This is a genomic window from Paraconexibacter sp. AEG42_29, from assembly GCF_040581415.1.
Taxonomy (GTDB): Bacteria; Actinomycetota; Thermoleophilia; order Solirubrobacterales; family Solirubrobacteraceae; genus Paraconexibacter.
The window spans coordinates 4,196,215-4,219,085 of record NZ_CP114014.1 but is presented as its reverse complement, the minus strand read 5'-3'; the positions used below and the strand labels follow the sequence as shown (position 1 = coordinate 4,219,085).

The 22,871-nt window shown below is 72.3% G+C and carries 20 protein-coding genes; 8 read left to right on the top strand and 12 right to left on the bottom strand.

What is annotated here, in order from left to right:
* Positions 1-18 precede the first annotated feature (18 nt).
* Positions 19-498, bottom strand: coding sequence for an alternative ribosome rescue aminoacyl-tRNA hydrolase ArfB (gene arfB, locus DSM112329_RS20440; RefSeq protein WP_354698405.1), 480 nt, complete (start codon positions 496-498; stop codon positions 19-21).
* A gap of 7 nt (positions 499-505) precedes the next feature.
* Here arfB and DSM112329_RS20435 point away from each other — a divergent pair, with 7 nt between their 5' ends.
* Together DSM112329_RS20435 and DSM112329_RS20430 are read left to right on the top strand one after the other, a co-directional pair.
* Positions 506-1,021 (top strand): hypothetical protein, encoded by a 516-nt coding sequence (locus DSM112329_RS20435; protein ID WP_354698404.1) that lies wholly within the window; start codon positions 506-508, stop codon positions 1,019-1,021.
* A gap of 11 nt (positions 1,022-1,032) precedes the next feature.
* Positions 1,033-2,532 (top strand): long-chain fatty acid--CoA ligase, encoded by a 1,500-nt coding sequence (locus DSM112329_RS20430; protein ID WP_354698403.1) that lies wholly within the window; start codon positions 1,033-1,035, stop codon positions 2,530-2,532.
* Positions 2,533-2,593: 61 nt separating this feature from the next.
* Here the strand turns inward: DSM112329_RS20430 and DSM112329_RS20425 are convergent, their stop codons facing one another.
* A complete protein-coding gene (locus DSM112329_RS20425) occupies positions 2,594-3,430 on the bottom strand; it encodes an SDR family NAD(P)-dependent oxidoreductase (protein ID WP_354698402.1) in 837 nt (278 codons plus the stop codon).
* A 147-nt stretch (positions 3,431-3,577) separates the two neighbouring features.
* Between DSM112329_RS20425 and DSM112329_RS20420 the strand changes: the two genes are divergently transcribed.
* Positions 3,578-3,781, top strand: a complete 204-nt coding sequence (locus DSM112329_RS20420) for a cold shock domain-containing protein (protein WP_254573073.1) — start codon at positions 3,578-3,580, stop codon at positions 3,779-3,781.
* A gap of 39 nt (positions 3,782-3,820) precedes the next feature.
* Here the strand turns inward: DSM112329_RS20420 and DSM112329_RS20415 are convergent, their stop codons facing one another.
* The 3 genes from DSM112329_RS20415 to DSM112329_RS20405 form a co-directional block, all read right to left on the bottom strand.
* The gene (locus DSM112329_RS20415; RefSeq protein WP_354698401.1) at positions 3,821-4,855 is read right to left on the bottom strand and encodes a hypothetical protein; all 1,035 of its coding nucleotides are present in this window, start codon (positions 4,853-4,855) and stop codon (positions 3,821-3,823) included.
* A gap of 78 nt (positions 4,856-4,933) precedes the next feature.
* Positions 4,934-5,293: a rhodanese-like domain-containing protein gene (locus tag DSM112329_RS20410; protein ID WP_354698400.1), complete on the bottom strand. Its 360-nt coding sequence runs from the start codon at positions 5,291-5,293 to the stop codon at positions 4,934-4,936.
* A 30-nt stretch (positions 5,294-5,323) separates the two neighbouring features.
* A complete protein-coding gene (locus DSM112329_RS20405) occupies positions 5,324-6,892 on the bottom strand; it encodes a carboxyl transferase domain-containing protein (protein WP_354698399.1) in 1,569 nt (522 codons plus the stop codon).
* 56 nt (positions 6,893-6,948) lie between these two features.
* Here DSM112329_RS20405 and DSM112329_RS20400 point away from each other — a divergent pair, with 56 nt between their 5' ends.
* The 3 genes from DSM112329_RS20400 (at position 6,949) to DSM112329_RS20390 (ending at position 9,637) form a co-directional block, all read left to right on the top strand.
* Entirely contained in the window at positions 6,949-7,578 is a 630-nt protein-coding gene (locus DSM112329_RS20400) for a hypothetical protein (protein ID WP_354698398.1), read from the top strand.
* 203 nt (positions 7,579-7,781) lie between these two features.
* Positions 7,782-8,939: an acyl-CoA dehydrogenase family protein gene (locus DSM112329_RS20395; protein ID WP_354698397.1), complete on the top strand. Its 1,158-nt coding sequence runs from the start codon at positions 7,782-7,784 to the stop codon at positions 8,937-8,939.
* A gap of 71 nt (positions 8,940-9,010) precedes the next feature.
* Entirely contained in the window at positions 9,011-9,637 is a 627-nt protein-coding gene (locus DSM112329_RS20390; protein ID WP_354698396.1) for a metallopeptidase family protein, read from the top strand.
* A 123-nt stretch (positions 9,638-9,760) separates the two neighbouring features.
* On the opposite strand, the gene DSM112329_RS20385 is transcribed toward DSM112329_RS20390, so the two are convergent.
* Positions 9,761-10,669 carry a hypothetical protein gene (locus DSM112329_RS20385; RefSeq protein ID WP_354698395.1) on the bottom strand — a complete coding sequence of 303 codons (909 nt, stop codon included), beginning with the start codon at positions 10,667-10,669 and terminating at the stop codon, positions 9,761-9,763.
* Between the two features lie 250 nt (positions 10,670-10,919).
* On the opposite strand from DSM112329_RS20385, the gene DSM112329_RS20380 reads away from it, so the two are divergent.
* The gene (locus DSM112329_RS20380; protein WP_354698394.1) at positions 10,920-12,086 is read left to right on the top strand and encodes an acetyl-CoA C-acyltransferase; all 1,167 of its coding nucleotides are present in this window, start codon (positions 10,920-10,922) and stop codon (positions 12,084-12,086) included.
* 3 nt (positions 12,087-12,089) lie between these two features.
* Here the strand turns inward: DSM112329_RS20380 and DSM112329_RS20375 are convergent, their stop codons facing one another.
* The 5 genes from DSM112329_RS20375 to DSM112329_RS20355 all read right to left on the bottom strand — a co-directional run bounded on the left by DSM112329_RS20375 (position 12,090) and on the right by DSM112329_RS20355 (position 18,974).
* Positions 12,090-13,268: a DUF5995 family protein gene (locus tag DSM112329_RS20375; RefSeq protein WP_354698393.1), complete on the bottom strand. Its 1,179-nt coding sequence runs from the start codon at positions 13,266-13,268 to the stop codon at positions 12,090-12,092.
* A gap of 15 nt (positions 13,269-13,283) precedes the next feature.
* Complete coding sequence (locus DSM112329_RS20370; protein WP_354698392.1) at positions 13,284-14,678, bottom strand: wax ester/triacylglycerol synthase family O-acyltransferase; 1,395 nt, start codon at positions 14,676-14,678, stop codon at positions 13,284-13,286.
* A gap of 33 nt (positions 14,679-14,711) precedes the next feature.
* Positions 14,712-15,704, bottom strand: coding sequence for an L-histidine N(alpha)-methyltransferase (egtD, locus tag DSM112329_RS20365; RefSeq protein WP_354698391.1), 993 nt, complete (start codon positions 15,702-15,704; stop codon positions 14,712-14,714).
* Between the two features lie 8 nt (positions 15,705-15,712).
* A complete protein-coding gene (locus tag DSM112329_RS20360; RefSeq protein ID WP_354698390.1) occupies positions 15,713-16,915 on the bottom strand; it encodes an SUMF1/EgtB/PvdO family nonheme iron enzyme in 1,203 nt (400 codons plus the stop codon).
* Between the two features lie 148 nt (positions 16,916-17,063).
* Positions 17,064-18,974 (bottom strand): glycoside hydrolase family 15 protein, encoded by a 1,911-nt coding sequence (locus DSM112329_RS20355; protein ID WP_354702507.1) that lies wholly within the window; start codon positions 18,972-18,974, stop codon positions 17,064-17,066.
* Positions 18,975-19,294: 320 nt separating this feature from the next.
* Here DSM112329_RS20355 and DSM112329_RS20350 point away from each other — a divergent pair, with 320 nt between their 5' ends.
* Positions 19,295-21,463 carry a beta-propeller domain-containing protein gene (locus DSM112329_RS20350; RefSeq protein WP_354698389.1) on the top strand — a complete coding sequence of 723 codons (2,169 nt, stop codon included), beginning with the start codon at positions 19,295-19,297 and terminating at the stop codon, positions 21,461-21,463.
* Between the two features lie 33 nt (positions 21,464-21,496).
* Here the strand turns inward: DSM112329_RS20350 and DSM112329_RS20345 are convergent, their stop codons facing one another.
* Positions 21,497-22,867 carry a DUF1501 domain-containing protein gene (locus DSM112329_RS20345; protein WP_354698388.1) on the bottom strand — a complete coding sequence of 457 codons (1,371 nt, stop codon included), beginning with the start codon at positions 22,865-22,867 and terminating at the stop codon, positions 21,497-21,499.
* Between the last annotated feature and the right edge of the window lie 4 nt (positions 22,868-22,871).

The window sequence follows — 22,871 nt, the reverse complement described above, 5'->3', positions numbered from 1 at the left end:
GAGACTACGGCGCGTCCGTCAGTCGTCGAAGCGCGGGCGCTGCCGGCCCGCCTTGCGCTGGCCGAGCTGCTTCTTGGCGTCCAGGCGGCGCTGCTTCGCCCCGCGCGACGGCTTCGTGGCGCGGCGGGGACGGTCGACGTGCAGCGCCTGCCGCAGTTTTCCCTCCAGCCGCTCCAGCGCCAGCTCCCGGTTGCGCAGCTGCGAGCGCGCGTCCTGGGCGACCGCTCGCACCACGGGCCCGACCCGCGCGACGACCCGTGCCTTCTGGGCGTCGCTCAGCGCGCCCGACGCCGCGACGTCGAAGCTGGCCTCGACGCGGGAGTCGGTGACGTTCGCGTGCTGGCCACCGGGTCCCGAGGAACGGGTGGTCCGGAGCGCGACCTCGGTGAGCGGGATCGCGACGTTCGGGGTGGGGTGCAGCGCGTCGTCCATCGCCCGGGCATGGTGGCAGGTCGTGTGCGCCGGCTCACACGACGCGAGCCGGCGATCGGCCAGCATCTGGCGGATGTCCGCGCCTGAAGAGGTCCTGCTGCCGCCGGCCGTCCACCTGGGCGTGCTTGCCGACGAGTCGATCGCCGCCAGCGTCTACGTCCTGGTCCGGCACGGCGCGCTGCTGCGCCCGGCGCTGGCCGCGGAGCTCCGCGGCAGCGTCGTGCTGCGCTTCGCGGACGACTACTCCGCGGTGCGGATCGACTTCCGCGGGGACGAGATCCACGTCGAGGACGCCCGGGACCTCGAAGACCGCGCGCACGACCTGGAGATCGTCGGCCGTCTCGGCGACGTCAACGCCCTGATCGCGTCGCCGCTCGCCGGCGGCCTGCCGAAGCCGACGTCCCGACGGGGCCGTGCGGCGCTCGCCCGGCTGGCAGACGGCCGGGTGGACTTCATCGGGGCGCTCGGCCTCGCCCGCAAGGTCCTGATGCTGCTCGCGGTCGACAGCGCTGCGTCGGCCGACACGCGCCGCGCGCGCCGCGAGCGCGAGCAGCGGACTGCGGGTGAGGTGACCGACCAGCTGGGGTAGGGTCGGTTCCAATGAGCGACTCGCTGGCCACGTTCCTCGTCGACTCCGCTGCGCGCGACCCGGACCATCCGGCGCTGCAGCTGGACGACTTCGTCATGACGTACGCGGAGCTCGACGTCGCGACGCAGCACGTCGCCGGGATGCTCTCGGCAAAGGGCATCGGGCCCGGCGATCGCGTCGGCGTGATGCTGCCCAACGTCCCGCACTTCGCGATCGCCTACTACGGCATCCTGCGCGCTGGCGGCGTCGTCGTCCCGATGAACGTGCTGCTGAAGGGGCGCGAGACCGCGTTCTACCTCAAGGACCCGGGGGCCAAGGCGGTCTTCGCGTGGGCCGACTTCGCCGAGGCCGCGCAGACCGGGGCGGAGGAGGCCGGCGCCGAGTGCATCGTCGTCGACCCCGCGGGCTTCCGTGAGCTGGTCGCGTCGTTCCCGGCCGAGGCGGCGACCCCGGTCGAGCGCGCCGGCGACGACACCGCGGTGATCCTCTACACGTCCGGCACCACCGGGACCCCCAAGGGCGCCGAGCTGACCCACGACAACATGCGCCGCAACGCGCTGGCGGCGGTCGGCCTGTTCGGCGTCGGCAGCGACGCGGTCGTCCTCGGCGCACTGCCGCTGTTCCACTCCTTCGGGCAGACCTGCGGCCTGAACGCCACGATGGCCGGCGGCGGCGTCCTGACCCTGATCCCGCGCTTCGAGCCGGGCAAGGCCCTGGAGATCATCCAGCGCGACAAGGTCAACGTCTTCGAGGGCGTCCCGACGATGTACGGCGCGATGCTCAACCACCCGGACGCCGGGTCGTTCGACACGTCGACGCTGAAGGTCTGCGCGTCGGGCGGTGCGTCGATGCCGGTCGAGCTGATGAAGGGCTTCGAAGAGCAGTTCAACTGCAAGATCCTCGAGGGCTACGGCCTGAGCGAGACGTCCCCCGTCGCGTCCTTCAACCACCCCGACAAGGAGCGCAAGGCCGGATCGATCGGGACCCCGATCGAGGGCGTCGAGATGCGCGTGGTCGACGACGGCGGCGAGCCGGTGGCCGCCGGTGAGGTCGGCGAGATCGCCATCAAGGGCCACAACGTCATGAAGGGCTACTGGGGCCGGCCGGACGCGACGGCCGAGACGATGAAGGACGGCTGGTTCCTCACCGGCGACATGGCAAAGATCGACGAGGACGGCTACTTCTTCATCGTCGACCGCAAGAAGGACCTCATCATCCGCGGCGGGTACAACGTCTACCCGCGCGAGATCGAGGAGGTCCTCTACGAGCACCCTGCCGTCCGCGAGGCTGCGGTCGTCGCCATGCCGCACCCGGACCTCGGCGAGGAGGTCGGCGCGGCGGTCGCCCTGAAGGACGGCGCCGAGGCGACCGAGGAGGAGCTCCAGGGCTTCGTCAAGGACCAGGTCGCGGCCTACAAGTACCCGCGGCTGGTGTGGTTCGTCGACGAGCTGCCGAAGGGTCCGACGGGGAAGATCCTCAAGCGCGAGATCGAGGTCCCCGCGGCGAAGTAGGCGGCCTGCGGACCATGTCTCACCCTCGAGTACAGGGTGAGACATAGCCGTTTGCAGGCGTTCAGTCGGTGGCGGCGCCGGCCGACGCGGCGCGCGCGTCGGCGGCATCCGCGCCTGTGCGAGTCGTCATCGCCTTCGCCGGGCCGCCGCTGAGCACGAACCGCGCAACGGCGGGGAGCGCGATCTTGAGGATCGCGGCCAGCGCATACGGCCGCGGAACGTAGCGTTCGGCACGCCGGTCCAGGCCAGCGCTCACGATCGCGGCCGCACCGTGCTCGGGGGAGGACACCAGCCAGCGGGTGGCGGCGCTCTCGAGCAGCTCGGTCGCGGGGAAGCCCTCGGTCTGGATGAAGCCCGGCAGCACGAGCCCGACGTGCACGCCGTGCTCCTTCTCCTCCAGGTGCAGGCCGTCCGACCATGCCGACAGGGCCGCTTTGGAGGCGCTGTAGGCCGCCGAGCCGGCGCGCGTGACCCGTGCCGCGGTCGACGAGACGTTCACGATCGCGCTCGGCGCCGACTGCCGCAGCAACGGCAGCAGGGCCTCGGTCAGCCGCAGGACGGCGTCGAAGTTCAGCGCCATCGTCCGCTGGACGTTCGCGAAGCCGCCCTCGGCGAACGTCGCGCGCCACGCAGCGCCGGCGTTGTTGACGAGCAGGTCCAGGCGACCGTCGTGATGCTGGGCGACGTGGGCGCGCACGGCGCCCGCCGCCCGCGGGTCGGTGAGGTCGCAGGCGACGTAGGTGGCGCCCGGGAGCTCCGCGGCCAGCGCCGCGAGGCGATCCTCCCGGCGGGCGACGAGGACCACGCGGGCACCGTGCTTGGCCACGAGCAGGCGGGCGGTGGCCTCCCCGAGCCCGCTGGAGGCCCCGGTCACGACGGCGACGATCGGCTTCGGCATCGCCCTACCCTACGGGCAAATGTGACGCCCTGAGGCTAGGAATCGTGGGGTAGGCACTGGTAGCGTCCGCGGTGTTCATCGTTCGCTGCGGGGCCTTGGATGACTGCCGCAGCGCGCGCAAGCTGATTTTTCGGAGGATTGCCAGACATGCCGACCGGCACCGTGAAGTGGTTCAGTGATGACAAGGGGTTCGGGTTCATCACGCCTGACGAAGGCTCCCGCGACCTGTTCGTCCATCACTCGGGGATCATCGCGGACGGCTACCGCTCGCTCGCTGAGGGCGCGCGCGTGTCGTACGAGGAGGAGCAGGGCGACAAGGGGCCGAAGGCGGTCGCCGTCACCAAGCTCTGACGCAGTCCCGACCGGACGGCTGTCGCGCCCCCGCCGGACTCAACCCGAGAAGTCGCGGAGGACGCGCTCGGCGGACTTGCCTCGCGGGGTGTAGTTCCCGGCGCCGCCGTCGGCCTCGTGGTCGCGCGCATCGGTGGGCCACTCCCACCAGTAGATCCCGGCCACGTAAGGCAGGCCGCGCAGCGCGCGGTAGGCAGCGGTGTAGGCCCGGGCCTGACCGCGCGCGTCCACCGGTCGCCCGAAGTCCTCGCCGGCGGGAGCCGCGGTCGAGCCCCGTCGCGAGGGATAGCCCAGCTCGGTCAGCAGCAGCGGCTTGCCGGTCTCCTCGTGCGCCGCACGCAGCTCATCGACCAGCGGCGCCCAGGCCGCCTGCAGCTGCTTGGCGGTCGGCGTGTCGGTGCCCGTGACGAGTGGGTGGTACTCGTCGATGCCGACGTAGTCGAGCAGCTTCCAGAACGGCACCGCCTTGTAGCCCGGGTCCCAGTTGGCGGCGTACGTGAGCTTGCCCTTGAACACCTCCCGGACGGCGGCGATCAGGGGGGGCCAGCGGACGGTGTCGCCCTGGACCCCGGTCAGCTCGTCCCCGATGACGAACAGCTCGGCGCCGGCGGTCTGCGCGATCCGGGCGTAGCGCAGCAGCATCTCGCGGTAGGCGGCGAACCAGACGTCGTAGTCCGCGGGGCGGATCAGGCCGCGGAACGTGCCGTCCGCGACGTCCACATGCGGCTTGACCACGACCTGGAGTCCTGCGGCGCGTGCCGCCTGCAGCCCGGCGACGAGGCTCGCGTCGCTGACCGTCTTGTCCGCATCGGGCGCCATCTCGTTGCTCGCGATGGTCGGCTGGTACCACGTGGGGACGAACGCCGCGTGCGTCGACCCCGTCGCGGCGAGCGCCTGCAGCGCCTGCGTCGCGCCCGGCCCCGAGAACCCCAGCGGCGTGTAGGCGGTCACGTTGAAGCCGCGGTGCACGCCGGGCGCCAGGAACGACTCGTCGGCGGTCACGAGCGACACGTCGACCTGCTCGCTCGGGAACGCCGCAGGCAGCGCGACGCCCACGAGGACCGCGACCAGCACGAGGGCGAGGCCGGCACGGAGGATCAGCCGTGGCAGCGGACGGAGGTCCGGTGGCGGGACGGTCGGCGGGAGCGGCCGTCAGTGGTCGGCGACGACGCCGCCGTCGGGGGCGAGCGGGCGCCCCTCGGCGTCCCACTGCAGCAGGCCGCCGGCCATCGACCAGGCGTCGGCGTACCCGGATGCGCGCAGCGCCTGCGCGGCCATTCCCGAACGCCCGCCGACGCGGCACTGGAACACGATCGTCGTGTCCTTCGGCAGCGTCGCGGCCTCGCTGGACAGCGACTGCAGCGGGATGTGGCGGCTGCCCTCGATGTAGCCGGCGTCCCGCTCGTCCTGCTCGCGGACGTCGACGACGATGGCCGTGCCGTCGGCGAGGGCCTGCTGGGTCTGCTCGGGGCTGACCTCGAGGCCGTCCGACGGCGGGAACACGGATGTCATGTCGGCAATGGTACGGACTGCGGCGTGCCCCTACGGCCGGTATCCGCGGGCGTGCGGTCCCGGCGAGGCCGTCACGTCCTGGGCGACGATGACGTGGGCCTGCCGGGCCCACTCGCAGAGGCGGGCACGCGTGTCGCGCGGATCGATGATGTGCTCGATGCTGAAGCGCTCGGCGGTGCGGAACGGGGACATCACCGCCTGCAGCTCGGCCGCGATCTGCGCGCGCAGGGCGGCCGGGTCCTCGGCGTCGGCGAGGTCCCGCTTGAACGCCGCCTCCAGGCCGCCGCTGATCGGCAGCGAGCCCCAGTTGCCGCTCGGCCACGCGTAGCGCAGGTTGAGCTTGGCCCCGTCCCCGTGGCCGGCGCCGGCGATGCCGTAGCACTTGCGCACGAGGATCGAGCACCACGGGACCTGCGCCTGCCGCACCGCGCACAGGGCGCGTGCCCCGCGCCGCATGGTGCCGCTGCGCTCGCTGGCGGTGCCGACGACGAACCCGGGCTGGTCGACCAGGTTCACGACCGGCAGCCGGAACGTGTCGCAGAGGTCGACGAAGCGCGCGAGCTTCTCGGACGCCTCGGCCGTGAGCCCGCCGCCGTAGTGGTTCGGGTCGCTCGCCAGGACGCCGACGGGGCGGCCGTCCAGGCGGGCGAGCGCCGTGATCGTCGAGCGCCCGTGGCGCGCGCCGAGCTCGAAGACGCTGCCGGTGTCGAACACGAGCTCGAGGACCCGGCGCATCTTGTAGGTCTTGCGCTCGTCGCGGGGGACGATGCCCAGCAGCTCGTCCTCGCGCCGGTCGGCGCTGTCCGTGGTGGCCGTGATCGGCGGCGCCTCGAAGACCGACGTGGGGAGGTAGGACAGGAAGCGCCGCAGCTGCGCGAACGCGTCCTCCTCGGTCTTGGCGAGGTTGTCGATCGCCCCGGCGCGCGTCTGCGCCTTCGCCCCGCCGAGCTCCTCCTTGTCCGGCGTCTCGTTCATGGCCCAGGCGACGACCGGCGGGCCGGCGACGAACAGCTGGGCCAGCCCGTCGACGATGACGCTGAAGTGGCTCAGGACGACACGGGCGGCACCGAGGCCCGCACACGGACCCAGCGCGGCGGCGACGACCGGGACCCGCGCGAGGTTGTCGATGGCCAGGTCGGCGCCGGGCAGCGGTGGGACGTAGCTGTAGCCCATCGAGGTGAGCGTCTTCACGCTGCCGCCACCGCCCGTGCCGTCGACCAGCCGGACCAGGGGCTGGCGCAGGTCATGCGCAGCGCGCTCGGCCCAGACCATCTTCTGCCAGATGGCCGCGTCCGCCGCACCGCCGCGGACGGTGAAGTCGTCGCCCTGGACGACGACCGTACGGCCGTCGACCGCGCCCTGCCCCGTGACCATGTTGGCCGGGGTCACGCCGTCCAGCGTCCCGTCGGCGGCGTAGTGCCCGACGCCGGCCAGCTCGCCGGTCTCGCGCCAGGTCCCGTCGTCCAGGAGCGCGTCGATCCGCTCGCGGACGGTGAGCCGGCCGGTCGCGTGCTGGCGCTCCACGCGGTCGGCGCCGCCCAACTCGCGGGCGAACGCGCGGCGGCGCGCCAGCTCTTCCAGTTCCGGCTCCCAGGTCATGGCCGGAGGCTACGGGCTGGCCCAGCGGCGGGGTACGTGGCTGCGATAGTGAGGAGATGCGCCGCCTGGCCCCGCTCGTGCTGATCGCCTCCACCGTCGGCCTCGTGGCCCTGTCCGGCTGCGGCGACGACGGCGGGGACGACACGGCGGCGGTGCCCACGATCACGTCGTCGTCGCCGACGCCGTCGAGCCCGTCGGTCCCCTCGGTGCCGGCCCGTCCGCAGGTTCCAGAGGCCTACCAGGTGCCGCGCGCTGTCCCTCAGCGGCCGAACGGCCGTACGACGGACGCGGTGAGCGCTCGCGTCATCAAGAAGTGGCTCGGCGCCCTCAGCAAGGGCGACATCGAGCGGGCGGCACGCTTCTTCGCGCTGCCGGCGCGCGTGCAGAACGGGACGAGCGTCCTGACGCTCCGCAAGGCCGGGGACCGCGTCATCTTCAACGAGGCGTTCCCGTGCGGCGCGCGCGCGACGAAGCTGCAGCAGGGCGGAAAGGGCTTCACGATCGTGGACTTCGTGCTGACCGAGCGGGCCGGCGGCGACTGCATGGGCGGTGCCGGCGGCGAGGCGCGCAGTGCCATCCGCGTCGTCGACGGCCACATCACCGACTGGTACCGGCTCGACCGGCTGGTGCCGTCGTCCCCGACGCCGCCCGACCCGGGCAGCCCCGGGCGGGGCAGCATCGCCTAGGGCAGGCCGCGCCGCGGCATCCACCACGAAGTAGGGCGCCCGATGGCCTGCCCCCCGATGATGGAGGTCGTCGATCATCGGGCGTTTCACCTTCTGATTTCCTGCTATCGGCAGTCTCTCTGTCGGTCCGCTACACCTGAGCCCGTCGTTCCTGGCGGAAAGCCCGTATTCGCGGCCCGGCGGGGCTGGGTAGCATCAAGGCCATGGAGACGACCGCGCCCGACCTGTACTCGATCCCGCAGGAGATGCTGGACTTCCGCGATCTGGTCCGCCAGATCGCGACGGAGCAGATCGCTCCGCGTGCCGCCGACATCGATCGCGACGCGGCCTACCCGCAGGACATCCGCAAGCTGCTGGCCGAGCAGGACATCCTCGGCCTGCCGTTCTCCGAGGAGTACGGCGGCATGGGCACCGGCACGCTGATGCTGCAGATGGCGGTCGAGGAGATCGCCAAGGCGTGCGCGTCCTCGGCCCTGATCCTGATGATCCAGGAGCTCGGCTCGCTGCCGATCACGCTGCACGGCAGCGACGAGATGAAGGCCAAGTGGTTCCCGCGCCTGGCGTCCGGCGAGTGCTCGCCGGCGTTCGCGCTGTCCGAGCCCGAGGCCGGCTCGGACCCGGCCGCGATGCGCACCACCGCGGTCCGCGACGGTGACGAGTGGGTCATCAACGGGACGAAGAACTGGATCACGAACGCCGGCGAGGCCGACTTCTACTGCGTCTTCGCGAAGACCGACCGCGAGAAGAACCGCATCACCGCGTTCCTCGTGGAGGCCGACCGCGAGGGCTTCTCGATCGGCAACTACGAGCACAAGCTCGGCATCAAGGGCTCCCCGACCGGGTCGCCCGTGATGGAGGACGTCCGCGTCCCGCACGAGAACATCATCGGCGTGGAGGGCAAGGGCCTCTCGGTCGCCCTGTCCACGCTCGAGCGCACGCGCCTCGGCGCCGCCGCGCAGGCCGTCGGGATCGCGCAGGGCGCGACGGACTACGCCAACCAGTACGCGAAGGAGCGCCTGGCGTTCGGCAAGCCGATCAACCAGCTGCAGGGGCTGCAGTTCAAGCTCGCCGACATGGAGACCGGGACCGCTGCCGCGCGTGAGCTGCTGTACAAGGCATGCGCGATGTGCGACCTGCCGCAGCGTCCGCCGGAGCTGCCGAAGTACACGTCGATGGCCAAGCTGTTCGCGTCGGACAACGCGATGAAGGTGACGCTCGAGGCGATCCAGATCCTCGGCGGTTACGGCTACGTCAACGATTACCCCGTGGAGCGCATGATGCGCGACGCCAAGATCACGCAGATCTACGAGGGCACGAACGAGATCCAGCGCGTGGTCATCGCCCGTCAGATGACGCAGTAGCCTGGGTCTCGCCTCCTGCGACGCCGCGCCGACTGCGGCGCCCCGCCGCACACCACGACCCGGTCGACCACATGCCCCTCCGCCGTATCGCCATCGCCGCCACCATCGCGCTCAGCCTGGGCTTGAGCGCGATCGTCGTCCTGGAGGGGATGTCCACGAGCGGCCCGATCCGCATCCTGCAGACGCTGGCGCTCGTCGTCGTGGCGGGCGCGGCGCTCGGCGGCGGCATGATGGCCATCGGTCTGCGCCTGGCGGGCTGGACCGAGCCCGAGAGCGAGGAGGAGTTCGAGCGCGTCGTCCGCCGCTCCGAGCTGCTGGCCAAGCAGGGCACATTCGCCGAGCCGGACGAGACGGAGTTCCTCGATCTCGATCCCTACGACGACGCGGACTTCGAGGAGCTGGTCGCCGACGCGCTCGACGAGCTGCCGGACCTGCTGCTGCCGCTGATCACGAACCACAACGTCGCCGTGATCATCAGCGACGGCGGGCGGAAGCGGGGGGCCTACGGCCTGTACCACGGGGACGGCGCCGCGCGCGACGACCACCCGGACCGCATCATCATCTACCGCGACACCCTGCGCCGGGACTTCGGACACGACCCGGAGCTCCTGCGTGAGCAGGTGACGCAGACGGTCCGCCACGAGCTGGCGCACCACGTGGGCTTCGACGAGCTGGGCGTGGAAGGCCTGGGCCTCTAGCCCAACGTCGCCGTCCGCCGTCCGCTGTCCCGCCCGCGCCACCTATGCGCGCCACCCGCGTCACGCGTCCCGCCCGCCCGTCTGACGACCAATTCTGGTCGTCAGGACGACCAAAATTGGTCGTCAGACCGTCGAGGTCGAGGTCGACGTCGAGGTGGAGGTCGGGGTCGGGGGAGCGGGCGCCAGCCGGAGCAGCGACGACGGGTCCTCGAACAGCAGCGGGCTCGGCAGGCGGTCGACGGTGAACCCGGCAGCCACCCAGGCCGCGGTCTTTCGTGCGTCCTCGTCCGCGAAGCGGTGCCACTGCGGACCGTCGATCTCCACGATCTGCCAGTGCGCCGGCCAGGTGAAGTCAGCCTCCTCGCCGGCGAACCGGCGGTTCACCACCGGGAGCTCGACCCCTGCCTCCTGGAGGACCGCGAGGCCGAACGCCTCGGCGGGCGACCGGCAGCGGCCGAGCGGGAGACCCGCGATGCGCAGCAGCTCGCTGCGCAACTGGGCAACGCCGTGCCGCCGGCGGTGGGCATGCAGGACGGCGAGGAGTCGCGCGGGGGTCGTCAGCTTCAGCCGCAGCGTCTCGCGGAGCATCCGCGAGCGCTCGTCGGCCGCCAGGTGCGGCCAGAGGTCGATCAACGTCCGCTCCGGGGTCGTGACACGCAGAGCCCCCACTGTCACCACGTTGCCTGCCAGCGTCTGCGAGTAGCTGACGAGAAGGCCCTTGCTCTGGTTCGGGCCGCGGGTTCCGGGACGCACGACGGTGACGAAGAACCCGGGGTCGGGCCGCATGTCCCAGAAGCCGGCTGCACTCGCCAGGTTCAGTGAGGTCTCCGGCGCGGTCAGCGTTGCGCCGCACCAGCGCTGAAGCTGGGTGACCGAACCCCAGCCCGATGGGTAAACGCCGGCGAACTCACGACGCAGCCCGCGGATGGCCCAGCGCATCGCACCGGGGGTGAGCTCATCGTCCCTCAGTTGCCAGCGGCTGAACATGCCCCCCTGGTCCGAAGCGTGGTGGCGGATGCGCGCGTGGTCCATACCGTCACTAGGTCATCGGTCGGCCTGTCCGCCCCCGCTCGTCGCCTCCCTCCGCGGTCTGACGACCAGTTTTGGCCGTGGGGACGACCAAAATTGGTCGTCAGACGGATGGGGACGACAGGTAGGGTCGAGTGGTGGGGTGGGTAGTGAATCGCTACTATCTGCGATGGGCCCCGTGGAGTGAGACCGCCGGGGGCTAAACCCGCTCGTGGAGTGAGACCGCCGAGCGTCCTCAATCGAAAGGAACACCATGCCTGAAGCCGTGATCGTCGACGCGATCCGTACCCCGATCGGCCGCGCGTTCAAGGGCTCGATGGTCAGCCTGCGCCCCGACGAGACCCTCGCGTTCGTCGTCGACCAGCTGCTCGAGCGCAACCCCGGGGTCGACCCGTCGACCATCGAGGAACTCATCGCCGGCTGCGGAGCCCAGCAGGGCCTGCAGGCCAACAACATCGCGCGCATCGCGGTGCTGCTGTCCGACAAGCTGCCGCAGACCGTCAACGGGTCCACCATCAGCCGCTACTGCGCGTCGGGCCTGGACGCCATCCGGATCGCCGCGAACAACGTGGTCGCCGGGCAGGGCGACGTCTACCTCGCCGGCGGCGTCGAGTTCGTCTCGCGCTACAACGCGCAGGCCGAGGCCGCGCACCCCGAGGACCAGAACGAGCACCTGCAGGGCAAGAACCCCGGTGAGCCGGATGCGTACATCGCCATGGGCATGACGGCGGAGAACGTCGCCGCCAGGTACGGCGTCACGCGCGAGCAGCAGGACGAGTTCGCCGTGAGCTCCCAGGAGCGCGCTGTCGCCGCGCAGGCGGCCGGCTTCTTCGACCGCGAGATCGTCCCCGTCACGCTCGCCGACGGCACGGTCGTCAGCAAGGACGACGGCCCCCGCGCCGGTACGACGATGGAGAAGCTCGCCGGCCTCAAGCCCGCCTTCAAAGAGGACGGGACCGTCACCGCCGGCAACGCCTGCCCGCTGAACGACGGCGCTGCGGCGTCGCTGATCATGAGCGCGGACAAGGCGAAGGAGCTCGGGCTGAAGCCGCGGGCGCGCATCATCACCGCGGCGACCTGGGGCAACGAGCCCGAGTACATGGGCGTCGCGCCGATCGGGGCGATCAAGAAGGCGCTGGACCGCGCCGGCATGAGCATCGGGGACGTCGACGTCTACGAGCTCAACGAGGCGTTCGCCGCGCAGGTCATCCCGATCGCCGAGGAGGTGGGCTTCGACTACGCCAAGCTCAACCCGCACGGCGGCGCGATCGCCCTCGGCCACCCGTTCGGCATGACGGGCGTCCGCATCATGACGACGCTCCTGAACGACCTGGAGACGCTCGACGGCACCATCGGCCTGGAGACCATGTGCGTCGCGCAGGGCCAGGGCGAGGCGATGATCGTCGAGCGGCTGAAGTAGCGCTCAGCCGCCGGCCGGCTGCGGCGCGGACCCACGGGGACGCGCCGCGGCCTGGCGCTTGGCCAGCGCCTTCCGCTTGGCGAGCGCCTTGCGCTTCGCCGCCGGGGCGGCCGTACGCCGCGCGGCGGCGCGACGCCGAGCGGCGGCCGCCCTGCGCTGTGCGGCCGCCTTCCGCGCTGCTGCCTTCTTCGCGGCCGCTGCCCGCTCAGCGGCTGCCTTCTTCGCAGCTGCATCGCCCGCCGACGGCTTGCCGGCCGGGGTCACCGCAGCCGGGTTCTGGCCGCCGTGGGCGGCGCACCACGCAGCGCGCGAGCCGGCGTCGCCCTTGAACGTCGCGCGGAGCGTCCGGCCGATCGTGGTGGCAAGCAGCTCGATCGACGCCGCCACGTCGGCACGTGCCGCGGCGTTCGGCGCGTTCACCAGGCGCTCGGCGTTGCGCCAGACCCCCTCGCGCCAGCTCTGCAGGATCGCCGCGGCCGCCAGGTCGTCGACCGGGCCGACCTCGATGTCGTCCGCGGTCGGGTCGAACCGCGCTGCGACCTCCTTCAGCACCGGCGTGTACAGCGCCGCCAGACGACGGTTGTAGACGTCGTGGTCCGGCTTGCGCGTCCGCCCGTCCGGCCTCGTGATCCCGACCGCCGCGATCACGAACGGCATGTCGCGGTTGATGTGCGCGTTCATCGACATCAGGAAGTCCCCGAGCGCGCTGAGCTCACGGCCCCGCTGGCTGTCGAACGCCAGCTGCCACGCCATCGGGACGCCGGTCCGCTGCCCCGCCGCGTAGGCGTCGTAGACGTCGGTGTAGAGCCGAGCGAAGACCGCGTCCTCGCGGTTGAGCCACGCGGGGTCGGCGAAGATCCCGGCCCGGCGGCCGGCCCGCACGTCCTCGGTCACGCGCAGGTACGCGAGCGCGAAGACCGCGCGGTGGTCGCAGACCGGGACGACCGTGTCCAGGCGGCGCTGCATGTCGACGATCGTGCGGTCGATGCAGGTATCCGAGCCGTCCGCGCAGTCGGGCTCGAGGTTCGGGGTGAACGGCGACGGGAGGGCGGGCAGGAGCGACGGCCAGTCGAGGTACGGCACGGCCGGCGTGGCCGCCACCGCGGCCCTAGGCGCCGCGAGTCCGGCGCCCAGCGTGAGCACCGCGGCCGCCGCCGCGATGAGGCCTCCCCGTGGTCTCATGAACGCGAGTGTACGTCAGGCGACGGTGGCGGTGAGCTCGTCGACCGCGGTGCGCAGGTGCGCTGCCGCGACGGCCAGCGGCGGGTCCAGGTCGCGGTCGGCCATCAGCCCGAACCCCATCCCGCCGTCGTAGGAGATCACGCCCACGTTGAGCCCCTGGTTCGAGGGGTTCAGCGGCACGCACGGGTACACCTCGAGCAGCTTGGACCCGTTCATGAAGAACGTCGTCTGCGGGCCGGGCACGTTGCTCACCACGAGGTTGAACGCCCGCACGCCGCCCATCGCACGCGCGAGCCCGGACGACACCAGCGGCGGGGCCCAGCCGCTCGCGGCGACCGCGAGCGCACCGGCGCGAACCGCCGCGGAGTCCTTGATCTCAAGCATCGCCGCGTTGATGATCCGGATCCGCTCGGCGGGGTCGGCCTCGTGCACGGGCAGGTCGATCAGCACGGTGGAGATCCGGTTGCCGCCCTCCTCGCCGGGCTTGCGGACGGACACCGGGATCAGGGCGACCGGGGACGACCGCACGTCGACGCCCGCATCCTCGAGGTAGCGGCGCAGCGTCCCGGCGACCACGCTCAGGATCGCGTCGTTGATCGTGCCGCCGGCCGCCTTCGCGGCCCCCTTCACGTCGGTGAGCCGGGCCCGATGCAGCGCATAGCGGCGGTTGGGACCGATCGCCTCGTTCAGCGGCGTCATCGGCGCCGCGGGCCGCTGGCGGGCCAGCTCGGTCACCAGCTCGGTGGCCTTCAGCAGGTCGTTCGCCATCTTCAGCGGTGCGCGCGGGTTGCGCGCGCGGTCGATCGAGTCGAACACCATCCGGCCGGCCTGCATCGCGGGCGAGAGCCCGAGCTTGGTGAGGTGCCGCCTGCGGTCGTACGCCTCCGGGGCCCACGGCTGGTCGGGCGGCGGGATGACGAGCGGCTCCGGCGTGGGGTCCAGCAGCACGGTCCCGATGTCGACCGCGCCCATGCCGTCGACCAGGGCGTGGTGCATCTTCGTCAGCAGCGCCACGCGGCCGGCGGGCAGCCCGTCGATGACCGTCAGCTCCCACAGGGGCCGCGTGCGGTCCAGGCGCCGCGACATCTCCGCGCCGATGACGGCGGACAGCTGCTCGGCGGGGGAGGCGTCGCTCGCGGGACCGGGCAGCGAGGCGCGCCGCAGGTGGTAGCTGAGGTCGAACCCGCGGTCGTCGACCCAGACGGGGTTCAGGACGCCGGGCGCCGGCGCCTGCAGCCGCTTGCGGTACTTCGGGATCAGGTGCAGCCGCGAGGAGACGCGCTCGAGCAGCACCTCCTGCTGGAACGCGCGGCCGCCCTCGAAGACCATGACGCCGCCGATCGCCATCGTGATCGGCCCCTGCTCGGCGCTGAGCGAGGACCGGTCCGCGGCACTGAGTTCCTGAGCCATCGCCGCCAGCCTATCCGCGGCGGCGGGGGACGGTCAGGCGCGGCGGGACAGGCTCAGCGCGAAACGCTGCTGCGGGTCGGTCAGGATCTCGACGAGCTCCAGCCCGGACGCGGCCAGGTCGGCCTCCAGGCGCTCGGGGGTGAACTTCGCGCTGATCTCCGTGCGGACCTCCTCGCGGGCCTCGAAGGCGACCTCCATGCCCAGCCCGCGGATCGGGACGACCATGCGCCGCTGCGCGCGCAGCCGCATCTCGATCCACTCGTGCTCGCGGTCGAAGAACGCGAAGTGGTCGAACGCGTCCGGCTCGAAGTCGGCGTCCAGCTCGCGGTTCAGGACGTGGAGGACGTTGCGGTTGAAGGCCGCGGTGACGCCGGCGGCGTCGTCGTAGGCGGCCTCGAGCACGGCGGGGTCCTTCACGAGGTCCGTTCCCAGCAGCAGGTGGTCCCCGTCCGACAGCAGCTCGCCCAGCGACGCCAGGAACTCGCGCCGCGAGCCGGGGATGAAGTTGCCGATCGTGCCGCCGAGGAACGCGACGATCCGTGGCCGACCCGGGACCGACGGCGGGACGTGCTGCAGGTGACGCTCGAAGTCGCCGACGATGCCCTCGACCTCGAGGCCCGGGTACTCGTCCAGCAGCGCGGCGGCCACGTCGCGGACCATGCCCTCGGTCACGTCGAACGGGACGTAGCGCCGCAGCGTCCCCGCGTCGCGCAGGGCGTCGAGCAGCACGCGGGTCTTGGCGGCGGTCCCCGACCCGAGCTCGACCAGCTCGGCGGCGCCCGTGATCCGCGCGATGTCGCCCGAGCGCAGCTGCAGGATCTCCCGCTCCGCGCGCGTGGGGTAGTACTCGGGCTGCTCGCAGATCCGGTCGAACAGGTCGGCGCCGACCGCGTCGTAGAAGTGCTTCGGCGGGAGCTCCTTGAACGGGCGCGTGAGGCCGTCCAGGACATCGTTGGCGAGGGAGCTGCCCGCGCCTTCGTCCAGGTAGGACCGGACGGTCGGTGCGGGGGACAGGGTGGGCTTCATGGCGTTGCTCAGCTCCCGGATTCGGGGTTCGGGTGAGAAGCCGGCCGGTCCGCGGCGAGGCGGACTCCGGCGAAGATCTGGCTGCGCTGGGGCAGGTCCCAGTTGCGGAACGTGCGGGTCGTGACGCGCGGGTCGGCCGCCCACGAGCCGCCGCGCAGGACGCGGTAGCCCTGCCGGAAGAAGACCTCGGAGTACTCGCGGTACGGGTGAGGCGCGAAGCCCGGGTAGCCGTCGAACTCGGTCGACGTCCACTCCCACACGCGGCCGACGCCGTCGAGGGCTGCAGGTCCGGCGGAGGCGGCGGTTCGGCGTGCGGCGCGTTCCCATTCGGCCTCGGTGGGGAGGCGGGCCCCGACGGAGCGGGCGAAGGCATCGGCCTCGAACCAGGAGATGTGGCAGACGGGGGCGCCCGGAGGCGCCGCGGCGACGTCCGCCACCGCTCTGTCCCCGTTGATGTCCTGGTCCTCCTTCCAGGCCCAGCCCTCGTCCGACCACCACTCGCGGCGGACGTAGCCACCGCCCTCGGTGAACGTGAGCCACGACGCGTTCGTCACCGGCCGCCGGGCGATGCGGAACGCGGGGACGTGCACCTGGTGCTGCGGCCGCTCGTTGTCGTACGCGAAGACGTCCGGGCCGGCGCCCATGGTGAAGCTGCCCGCGTCGAGGTCGAGCCAGCCGCCGGTCGGGTGGTGCACGCCACCGAGCGTTCGGGGCAGCTCGGTCCGCAGGCCGTCGCCGGCCGGGAGCAGGCCCGCGACCTCCATCGCCTGGCGCATCGTCTCGGTGTGCTGCAGCTCGTGCTGGAGCACCATCTCGTGGATGACCGGGTCGACCCCGTGGGTCTGCATCGCGCGCAGGGTCCGCGCGCGGACGTCGTCCAGGTACTGCACGCTGGCCGCGTGGCCGAGGATGTCGAGGTCGCCCCGGACCGCCCGCGGGGTCTCGAAGGCGTCGTAGACCGCGGCGAGATCGCCGTGGAGCAGGTCGAGCCCGGCGTGACGGTGCACGCACCAGAGGTCCTCGTACGCGGCGATGTGGCCGAGGTCCCACGCCAGCGGGCTCAGGATCGGATCGATCTGCCGCTCGAGGTCGGCGGTCGACAGGTGCGCCACGAGCTTCAGCGTCCGGGCGCGGGTGGCGGCGAGGTCGGCCGCCATCCGGGCGACGTCGTCGGCTGCGACGGAGCCGCGGAGTGAGGGTGTGGTCGACACGGTGGCGATGGGGGGTGCCTGCCCAACGGGGCAGGGGGCGAATCATGGCGATGACGACGCGTGCCGTGGTGACCATTCACGAAACGCCGCGTCGTGCATCTGGCGGGGCTCGTCCTGAAGATAGCGCCCGTGCGCGCGGCCGCGGCCCTCAGGCGAGGGGCGCCTGCTGCTCGTCGCGGATCACGTGCATGACCGCGTTGATGAGGGCCAGGTGCGTGAACGCCTGCGGGAAGTTGCCCAGGTGCCGGCCCGTGGCGGCGTCGAGCTCCTCGGCGTAGAGCTCGAGCGGGGAGCCGAGGGACAGCAGCCGCTCGCAGAGCTGGCGCCCGCGCTTGCGCTCGCCGATCTCCAGCAGCGCGCTGACGAGCCAGAACGAGCAGATGAGGAACGAGCCCTCCTCGCCGGACAGGCCGTCGTCGGTCTCCTCGACGCGGTAGCGCAGCACGAGCCCGTTGTCGGACAGCTCGTCCGCGATCGCGATGACCGTCGCGCGGACGCGCGGGTCGTCGTGGGGGAGGAAGCGCACCAGCGGGATCAGCAGGTTGGACGCGTCGAGCGCGTCCGTGTCGTAGTGCTGCGTGAACACGCCGCGCGAGTCGGTGCCCTTCTCGCAGATCTCCGCGTGGATCTCGTTGGCGATCTCGCGCCACTCGTCGGCGAGCGCCATCTTCCCGCGCCGGGCGGCCAGCCGGGCGCCGCGGTCCAGGGCGACCCAGCACATGAGCTTGCTGGACGTGTAGTGCTTCGCCTCGCCGCGGGCCTCCCAGATGCCCTGGTCGGGCAGGTGCCACATCTCCACCGCGCGGCGCACCTGGTCCTCGATCACCGGCCACAGCCGCTGGGAGTTGTGGCCGTACTCCTTCGTGTGCAGGTAGAGCGAGTCGAGCACGGCGCCGTAGACGTCGTTCTGGCGCTGGTCGTACGCGCCGTTGCCGACCCGGACCGGTGACGCGCCCTCGTAGCCGGTGAGGTGCGTGAGCTCGCGCTCCTCGAGCTGCCGTTCGCCGCCGATCCCGTACATGATCTGCAGCGAGCCGTCCTCGTTGCGGTCCGCGTCGGCGACGAACTGGATGAAGTCGTCCGCCTCCCAGTTGAGCCCGAGCGAGTTCAGCGCGCTGAGCGTGAACGTCGCATCGCGCATCCAGGTGAAGCGGTAGTCCCAGTTGCGCTCGCCGCCCGGCGTCTCGGGCAGGGACGTGGTGGGCGCGGCGACCATCGCACCGGTCGGCGCGTAGGTCAGGCCCTTCAGGACCAGGGCGCTGCGCTGCAGGTGCCCGCGCCAGCGGTGGTCGGGGAACTTGCCGTCCGCGAGCCAGCCGCGCCAGTACTCCGAGGTGGTCTGCAGCGCGCGAAGTGCCTCGTCGGCGCTCCGGGGCCCGTCCAGCAGCCGGGACCACGACAGCGCGCAGTACCGCGTCTCCCCGGTCTTGAGGCGGTGGCGGGCGCGGGCGACCGAGCCCTCGATCCCGACGCGCAGGTCGCTGATGAGGCGCAGCCGCGCCCCGTCCTCGCCGACCGCGTCGACGGACATCGCGTCGTCCTCGACGTGCTCCCACTTGGCCGGCAGCCGCCCGTAGTCGAACATCGGCTCGCAGAGCAGCTCGATCTGGGCCTGGCCGTGGACGCAGGTGATGGTCCGCACGAGGACGTGGTGGGACTCGTAGTCCGTGGGCGGGCGGGTGTGGGCGGTGGGGGTGTTGGTGGTCCGCTCGCGCCAGCGGCCGATGACCAGGGCGTCGCGGACGACCAGCCACCCGGTCGGCGTCATCCACGTCGTCTCCAGGATGTTCGTCCCGGGCTCGTAGCGGCGGCCGGCGGGGACGCCCATCGAGGACGGGCCGAGGCGGAACCCGCCCGCGCTGCGGTCCAGGATCGCCGCGAAGACGCTCGGGGCGTCGAAACGCGGCGGGCAGAGCCACTCGACCGTGCCGTCCGGCGCGACCAGCGCCGCCGTGTGGCAGTCGCTGAGGAACCCGTAGTCGGCGATCGGCGGGAACGGCGACTGGGTCGGCAGCCGCTCCACGAACGGGGTCGGATCCGCCGTGAACGTCTCCGACATGTAGGGGTCCATCGCCCCGCGGCGCGGCGGGTGGGAGCCGTACTCGTCGTCGGGCGCGGCGTCGGAGAGGTCGGTGTGAAGATCCGTCATCGGCCCACAGGATCGACGCCAGCGGCCGTCAGGGCAAGGCCTGGGTCGCCCGGTGCGGTCGGCGCGCCCGCCTTTCGGGTCCGCCGCACGGGACGGCGACAGCCCGGTGAGGTCGCGATGACGCCCTGCCATCGGGCCCGGCACCTGGCGCGCCGCCGTTCGCGCACGAGCTGTGACGAATCGGTCACGCGGGCGTTGCACCTCGTATGACGACGCGATACACCACTCCGATGCACGTTCATGCGATGACGGCGCGTGGCCGCGGCGGCGCCATCCTCTGCGGGGCGCTGATCGCCCTGACGGGCCCTGCGCTCGCCGGCACCGCCACGGCCGACGCCGCGGTCAAGAAGAAGAAGGCGACCACCCGCGCGGTGTCGACGCTGCCCGCCTTCACGTCCTGCCGCGAGCTGCTGACGTACGCCCACGCCGGTTCGCTGCGGGCGCGCGGCGGCGAGGGCGTCCCGCTGCGGGCGACCCAGACCCCCGAGTCGATCAGCAGCCCGACGTACTTCGCGCCGACGACGACCACCGCCGGCGACTCCGGCGCAACCACGCAGCCGCAGCCGATCGCCCCGACCGCAGCGCCCGCGCCGTCCGCCGCGCAGGCCACCGCCGGCAGCGGCGCCAAGGAGGCGTCGCCGACCTTCTCGACGACCAACAACCAGGAAGAGGGGGTCGACGAGCCGGACGTCGTCAAGACCGATGGCCGCCACGTCTACACGGTCACCGACAACACGCTGCGGATCGTGGACATCACGCAGGGGACGCCGGTCGTCGTCGGCACGCTCGCGCTGAGCGGCTTCGGCCACCACCTGCTGCTGCGCGGCGAGCGCCTGCTCGTGACCGCCAGCGTGAGCCGTTACCGCTACTACCGCCAGGCTGCAGTCGCGCCGTCGGTCGCCCCGCCGGTCTCCGTGGGGTCGGTCGCGCCGCCGCAGCCGGGCCGCGGCCAGAGCATCCTGACCGAGGTCGACATCAAGGACCGCACGGCGCCGAAGGTCGCCCGCACGATGACGGTCGACGGCGACCTCGTCGGCTCGCGCCTGACCGGCGGCACCGCCCGCATCATCATCGGCGCGTCCCCCGAGCCGATCGCGGCGGACGACGGCGAGAGCCTCAAGCAGGCGATCGACGCGACCGGGACCAGCCGCTACATCCCGCGGACGGTCCTCAAGAGCTCCCTCAGCGGCAAGACCTTCAAGCGTCCGCTGACCAAGTGCGGCCAGGTGCGCCACCCGCGCAGCTTCGCCGGCACCGGGCTGCTGACGATCATGACCATCGACCTGGACCGCGGGCTGTACTCGGTCGACCGCGACGCGGTCATGGCCGGGGCGCAGGTGGTCTACGGGTCGACCGGCAGCATCTACGTCGCAAGCCAGCGGTACTACCCGTCGCTCGAGGAGGGGGACGAGGTCCCGGAGCGCAGCACGACGCTCATCCATCGCTTCGACGCGTCCAAGGACGGCGCGACCACGTACCGCTCGAGCGGCCAGGTCAGCGGCTTCGTCCTGAATCAGTACGCGTTGTCCGAGCACGAGGGCCGGCTGCGGGTCGCGACGACCGAGGAGCCGCTGTGGTTCGAGGACTCCGACGGCGAGGTGCAGGAGGAGGAGAGCTCCAGCTCGGTCACCGTCCTGGCCGATGACCCGGTGAACCGCGTGAAGATGAAGCAGGTCGGCCGCGTCGGCGGCCTGGGCAAGGGCGAGCGGATCTACGCCGTCCGCTTCGTCGGGGACGCCGGGTACGTCGTGACCTTCCGCCAGGTCGACCCGCTCTACGTCGTCGACCTGTCGGACGCCACGGCGCCGAAGGTCAAGGGCGAGCTGAAGATCGCCGGGTACTCGGCCTACCTGCACCCGGTCAGCGACGGCCTGCTGCTCGGCGTCGGGCAGGACGCGACGGAGCAGGGCCGGGTCCTCGGGTCGCAGGTCTCGCTGTTCGACGTGTCCGACCCGACGAAGCCGAAGCGGCTGTCCCAGAAGCGCCTGGGCAGCGGCAGCTCGCCGGCGGAGTTCGATCCGCACGCGTTCCTCTACTGGGCCCCGACGAAGCTCGCGGTCCTCCCGATCACCGACTACGGCCAGCCGTCGTTCGAGGGTGCCGTCGGCCTGCGCGTCGACCGGACGGACGGCCTGACGGAGGCCGGTCGCGTGACGCACACCGACGGCAACAAGCAGCGCGCGCAGATCGTGCGCTCGCTCGTGGCCGACGGCAAGCTGTACACGCTCTCCTACGCCGGCCTCGGGCGCTCGTCGCTCAGCACGCTGAGTGACGAGACGTTCACCGCGTTCCCGGTCAGGCAGGTGCAGCCGCAGCCGACGTACCCGCCGTCGACGGTCATGCCCACGCCGGTGGCGCCCCCGCCGTCCCCCGGAGCGGTCGCGTCGGGACCGCGCTGACGGTCGGCCGCGGCAGATCCGTCCGGCGCTGCGTCAGCTCAGCAGCGCCGGACGGGCGAAGCCGGCGGCGCCCGGGATGATCGGACCGGCGTCGACGCCGAACCACTGCTCGAGCAGGCCGCAGTAGAGGCTGCGGAAGTCGAAGGTGGAGCGCAGGTTGCCGTGCTCGTCGAGCTTGGCGAGCCCGGGGAACTCCCCGAGCATGCGCCCGCCGGCCCGGTTGCCGACGACGAAGCCGACACCGGCAGCGCCGTGGTCGGTGCCGTCGGCGTTCTGGCGCGGGCGTCGGCCGAACTCGCTCCAGACGAGCGTCAGCACGCGGCCCGCCAGCCCGCGGTGCTCGAGGTCGCGCTGGAAGGCGAGCAGCGCCTCGCAGCTCTCGCGCAGGTCATCCGCCAGCGTCGACGCCTGGCCGGAGTGCGTGTCGTAGTTGCCGGGGGCGTCGAGGGTCACGGCGCGCAGCGGCAGTCCCGCATCGAGCATCGCGGCGAGCGAGCTGAGGCGGCGGGCGAAGCGGTTGTCCGCGTAGGTCACCGGGGCGGTGAACGCGGGCTTGCCGGCCACGGCCTGCAGCGGGCCGAGCGACCGGCGGATCGAGTCGACCTGGGTCGCGACGCGCCGGGCGGCGCGCAGGGCGCCGTCCTCGGTCGGAAGCGTTCCCAGCGCGCCGATCGCCGAGAACAGCGGATCCTCGACCCCGCCCCAGACCCCGGGCGCCCAGAGGCCGAAGTCCTGCGGGTCGTCGACGGCCGCCACCGGGACGCCGCCCGCGGCCAGGGCCGGGCTGAGGTTGCTGTCCAGGCTCAGCCCCTGCAGCGGGTTGTCTGCGCTGCCGTGCTGGTCCAGGTAGCGGCCCAGCCAGCCGAAGCGACCCTGGACGTCGGTGGCGCCGACCTCCCAGAAGTGGCGGGAGGTGAAATGCGACTGATCGGGGTGGTCGTATCCGATCGCGGGGATGACGCTGACCTTGCCCTCGCTGTGGAGGACGCGGAGCGCGTCGGCCGCCGGGGTCCACTCCAGGCGGTCGTCCTCGGTGAACGCCTTGCCGGCGCCGCGCGCGATGCGCAGCGTGGGCCGCAGGCTCGCGAAGCGCTCGTCGCCAGTCGGGGCGAGGACGCTCAGCCCGTCGACGCCGCCGGGCAGGAAGACGGACACGAGGACCGGCTGCGCGGGGCCGGACGCGGCCTCGGCGATCCCGGCCTCGAGCGCCTCCGGCATCAGCTTCGACGCGCCGTAGACCGTCAGGCCGGCGGCGGCGCCGCGCAGCATCAGCGAGCGACGGGTCAGGCCGGTGCCGGCCGGCGTGGGCATGCCGGCCTCGATCGGGCGCAGCCCGCGGCCGGCCTGGGCGATGCCGTGGCGGAGGGCCTCGGAGCGGGTGAAGTCGTCGCAGTGGCGTGCCATGGTG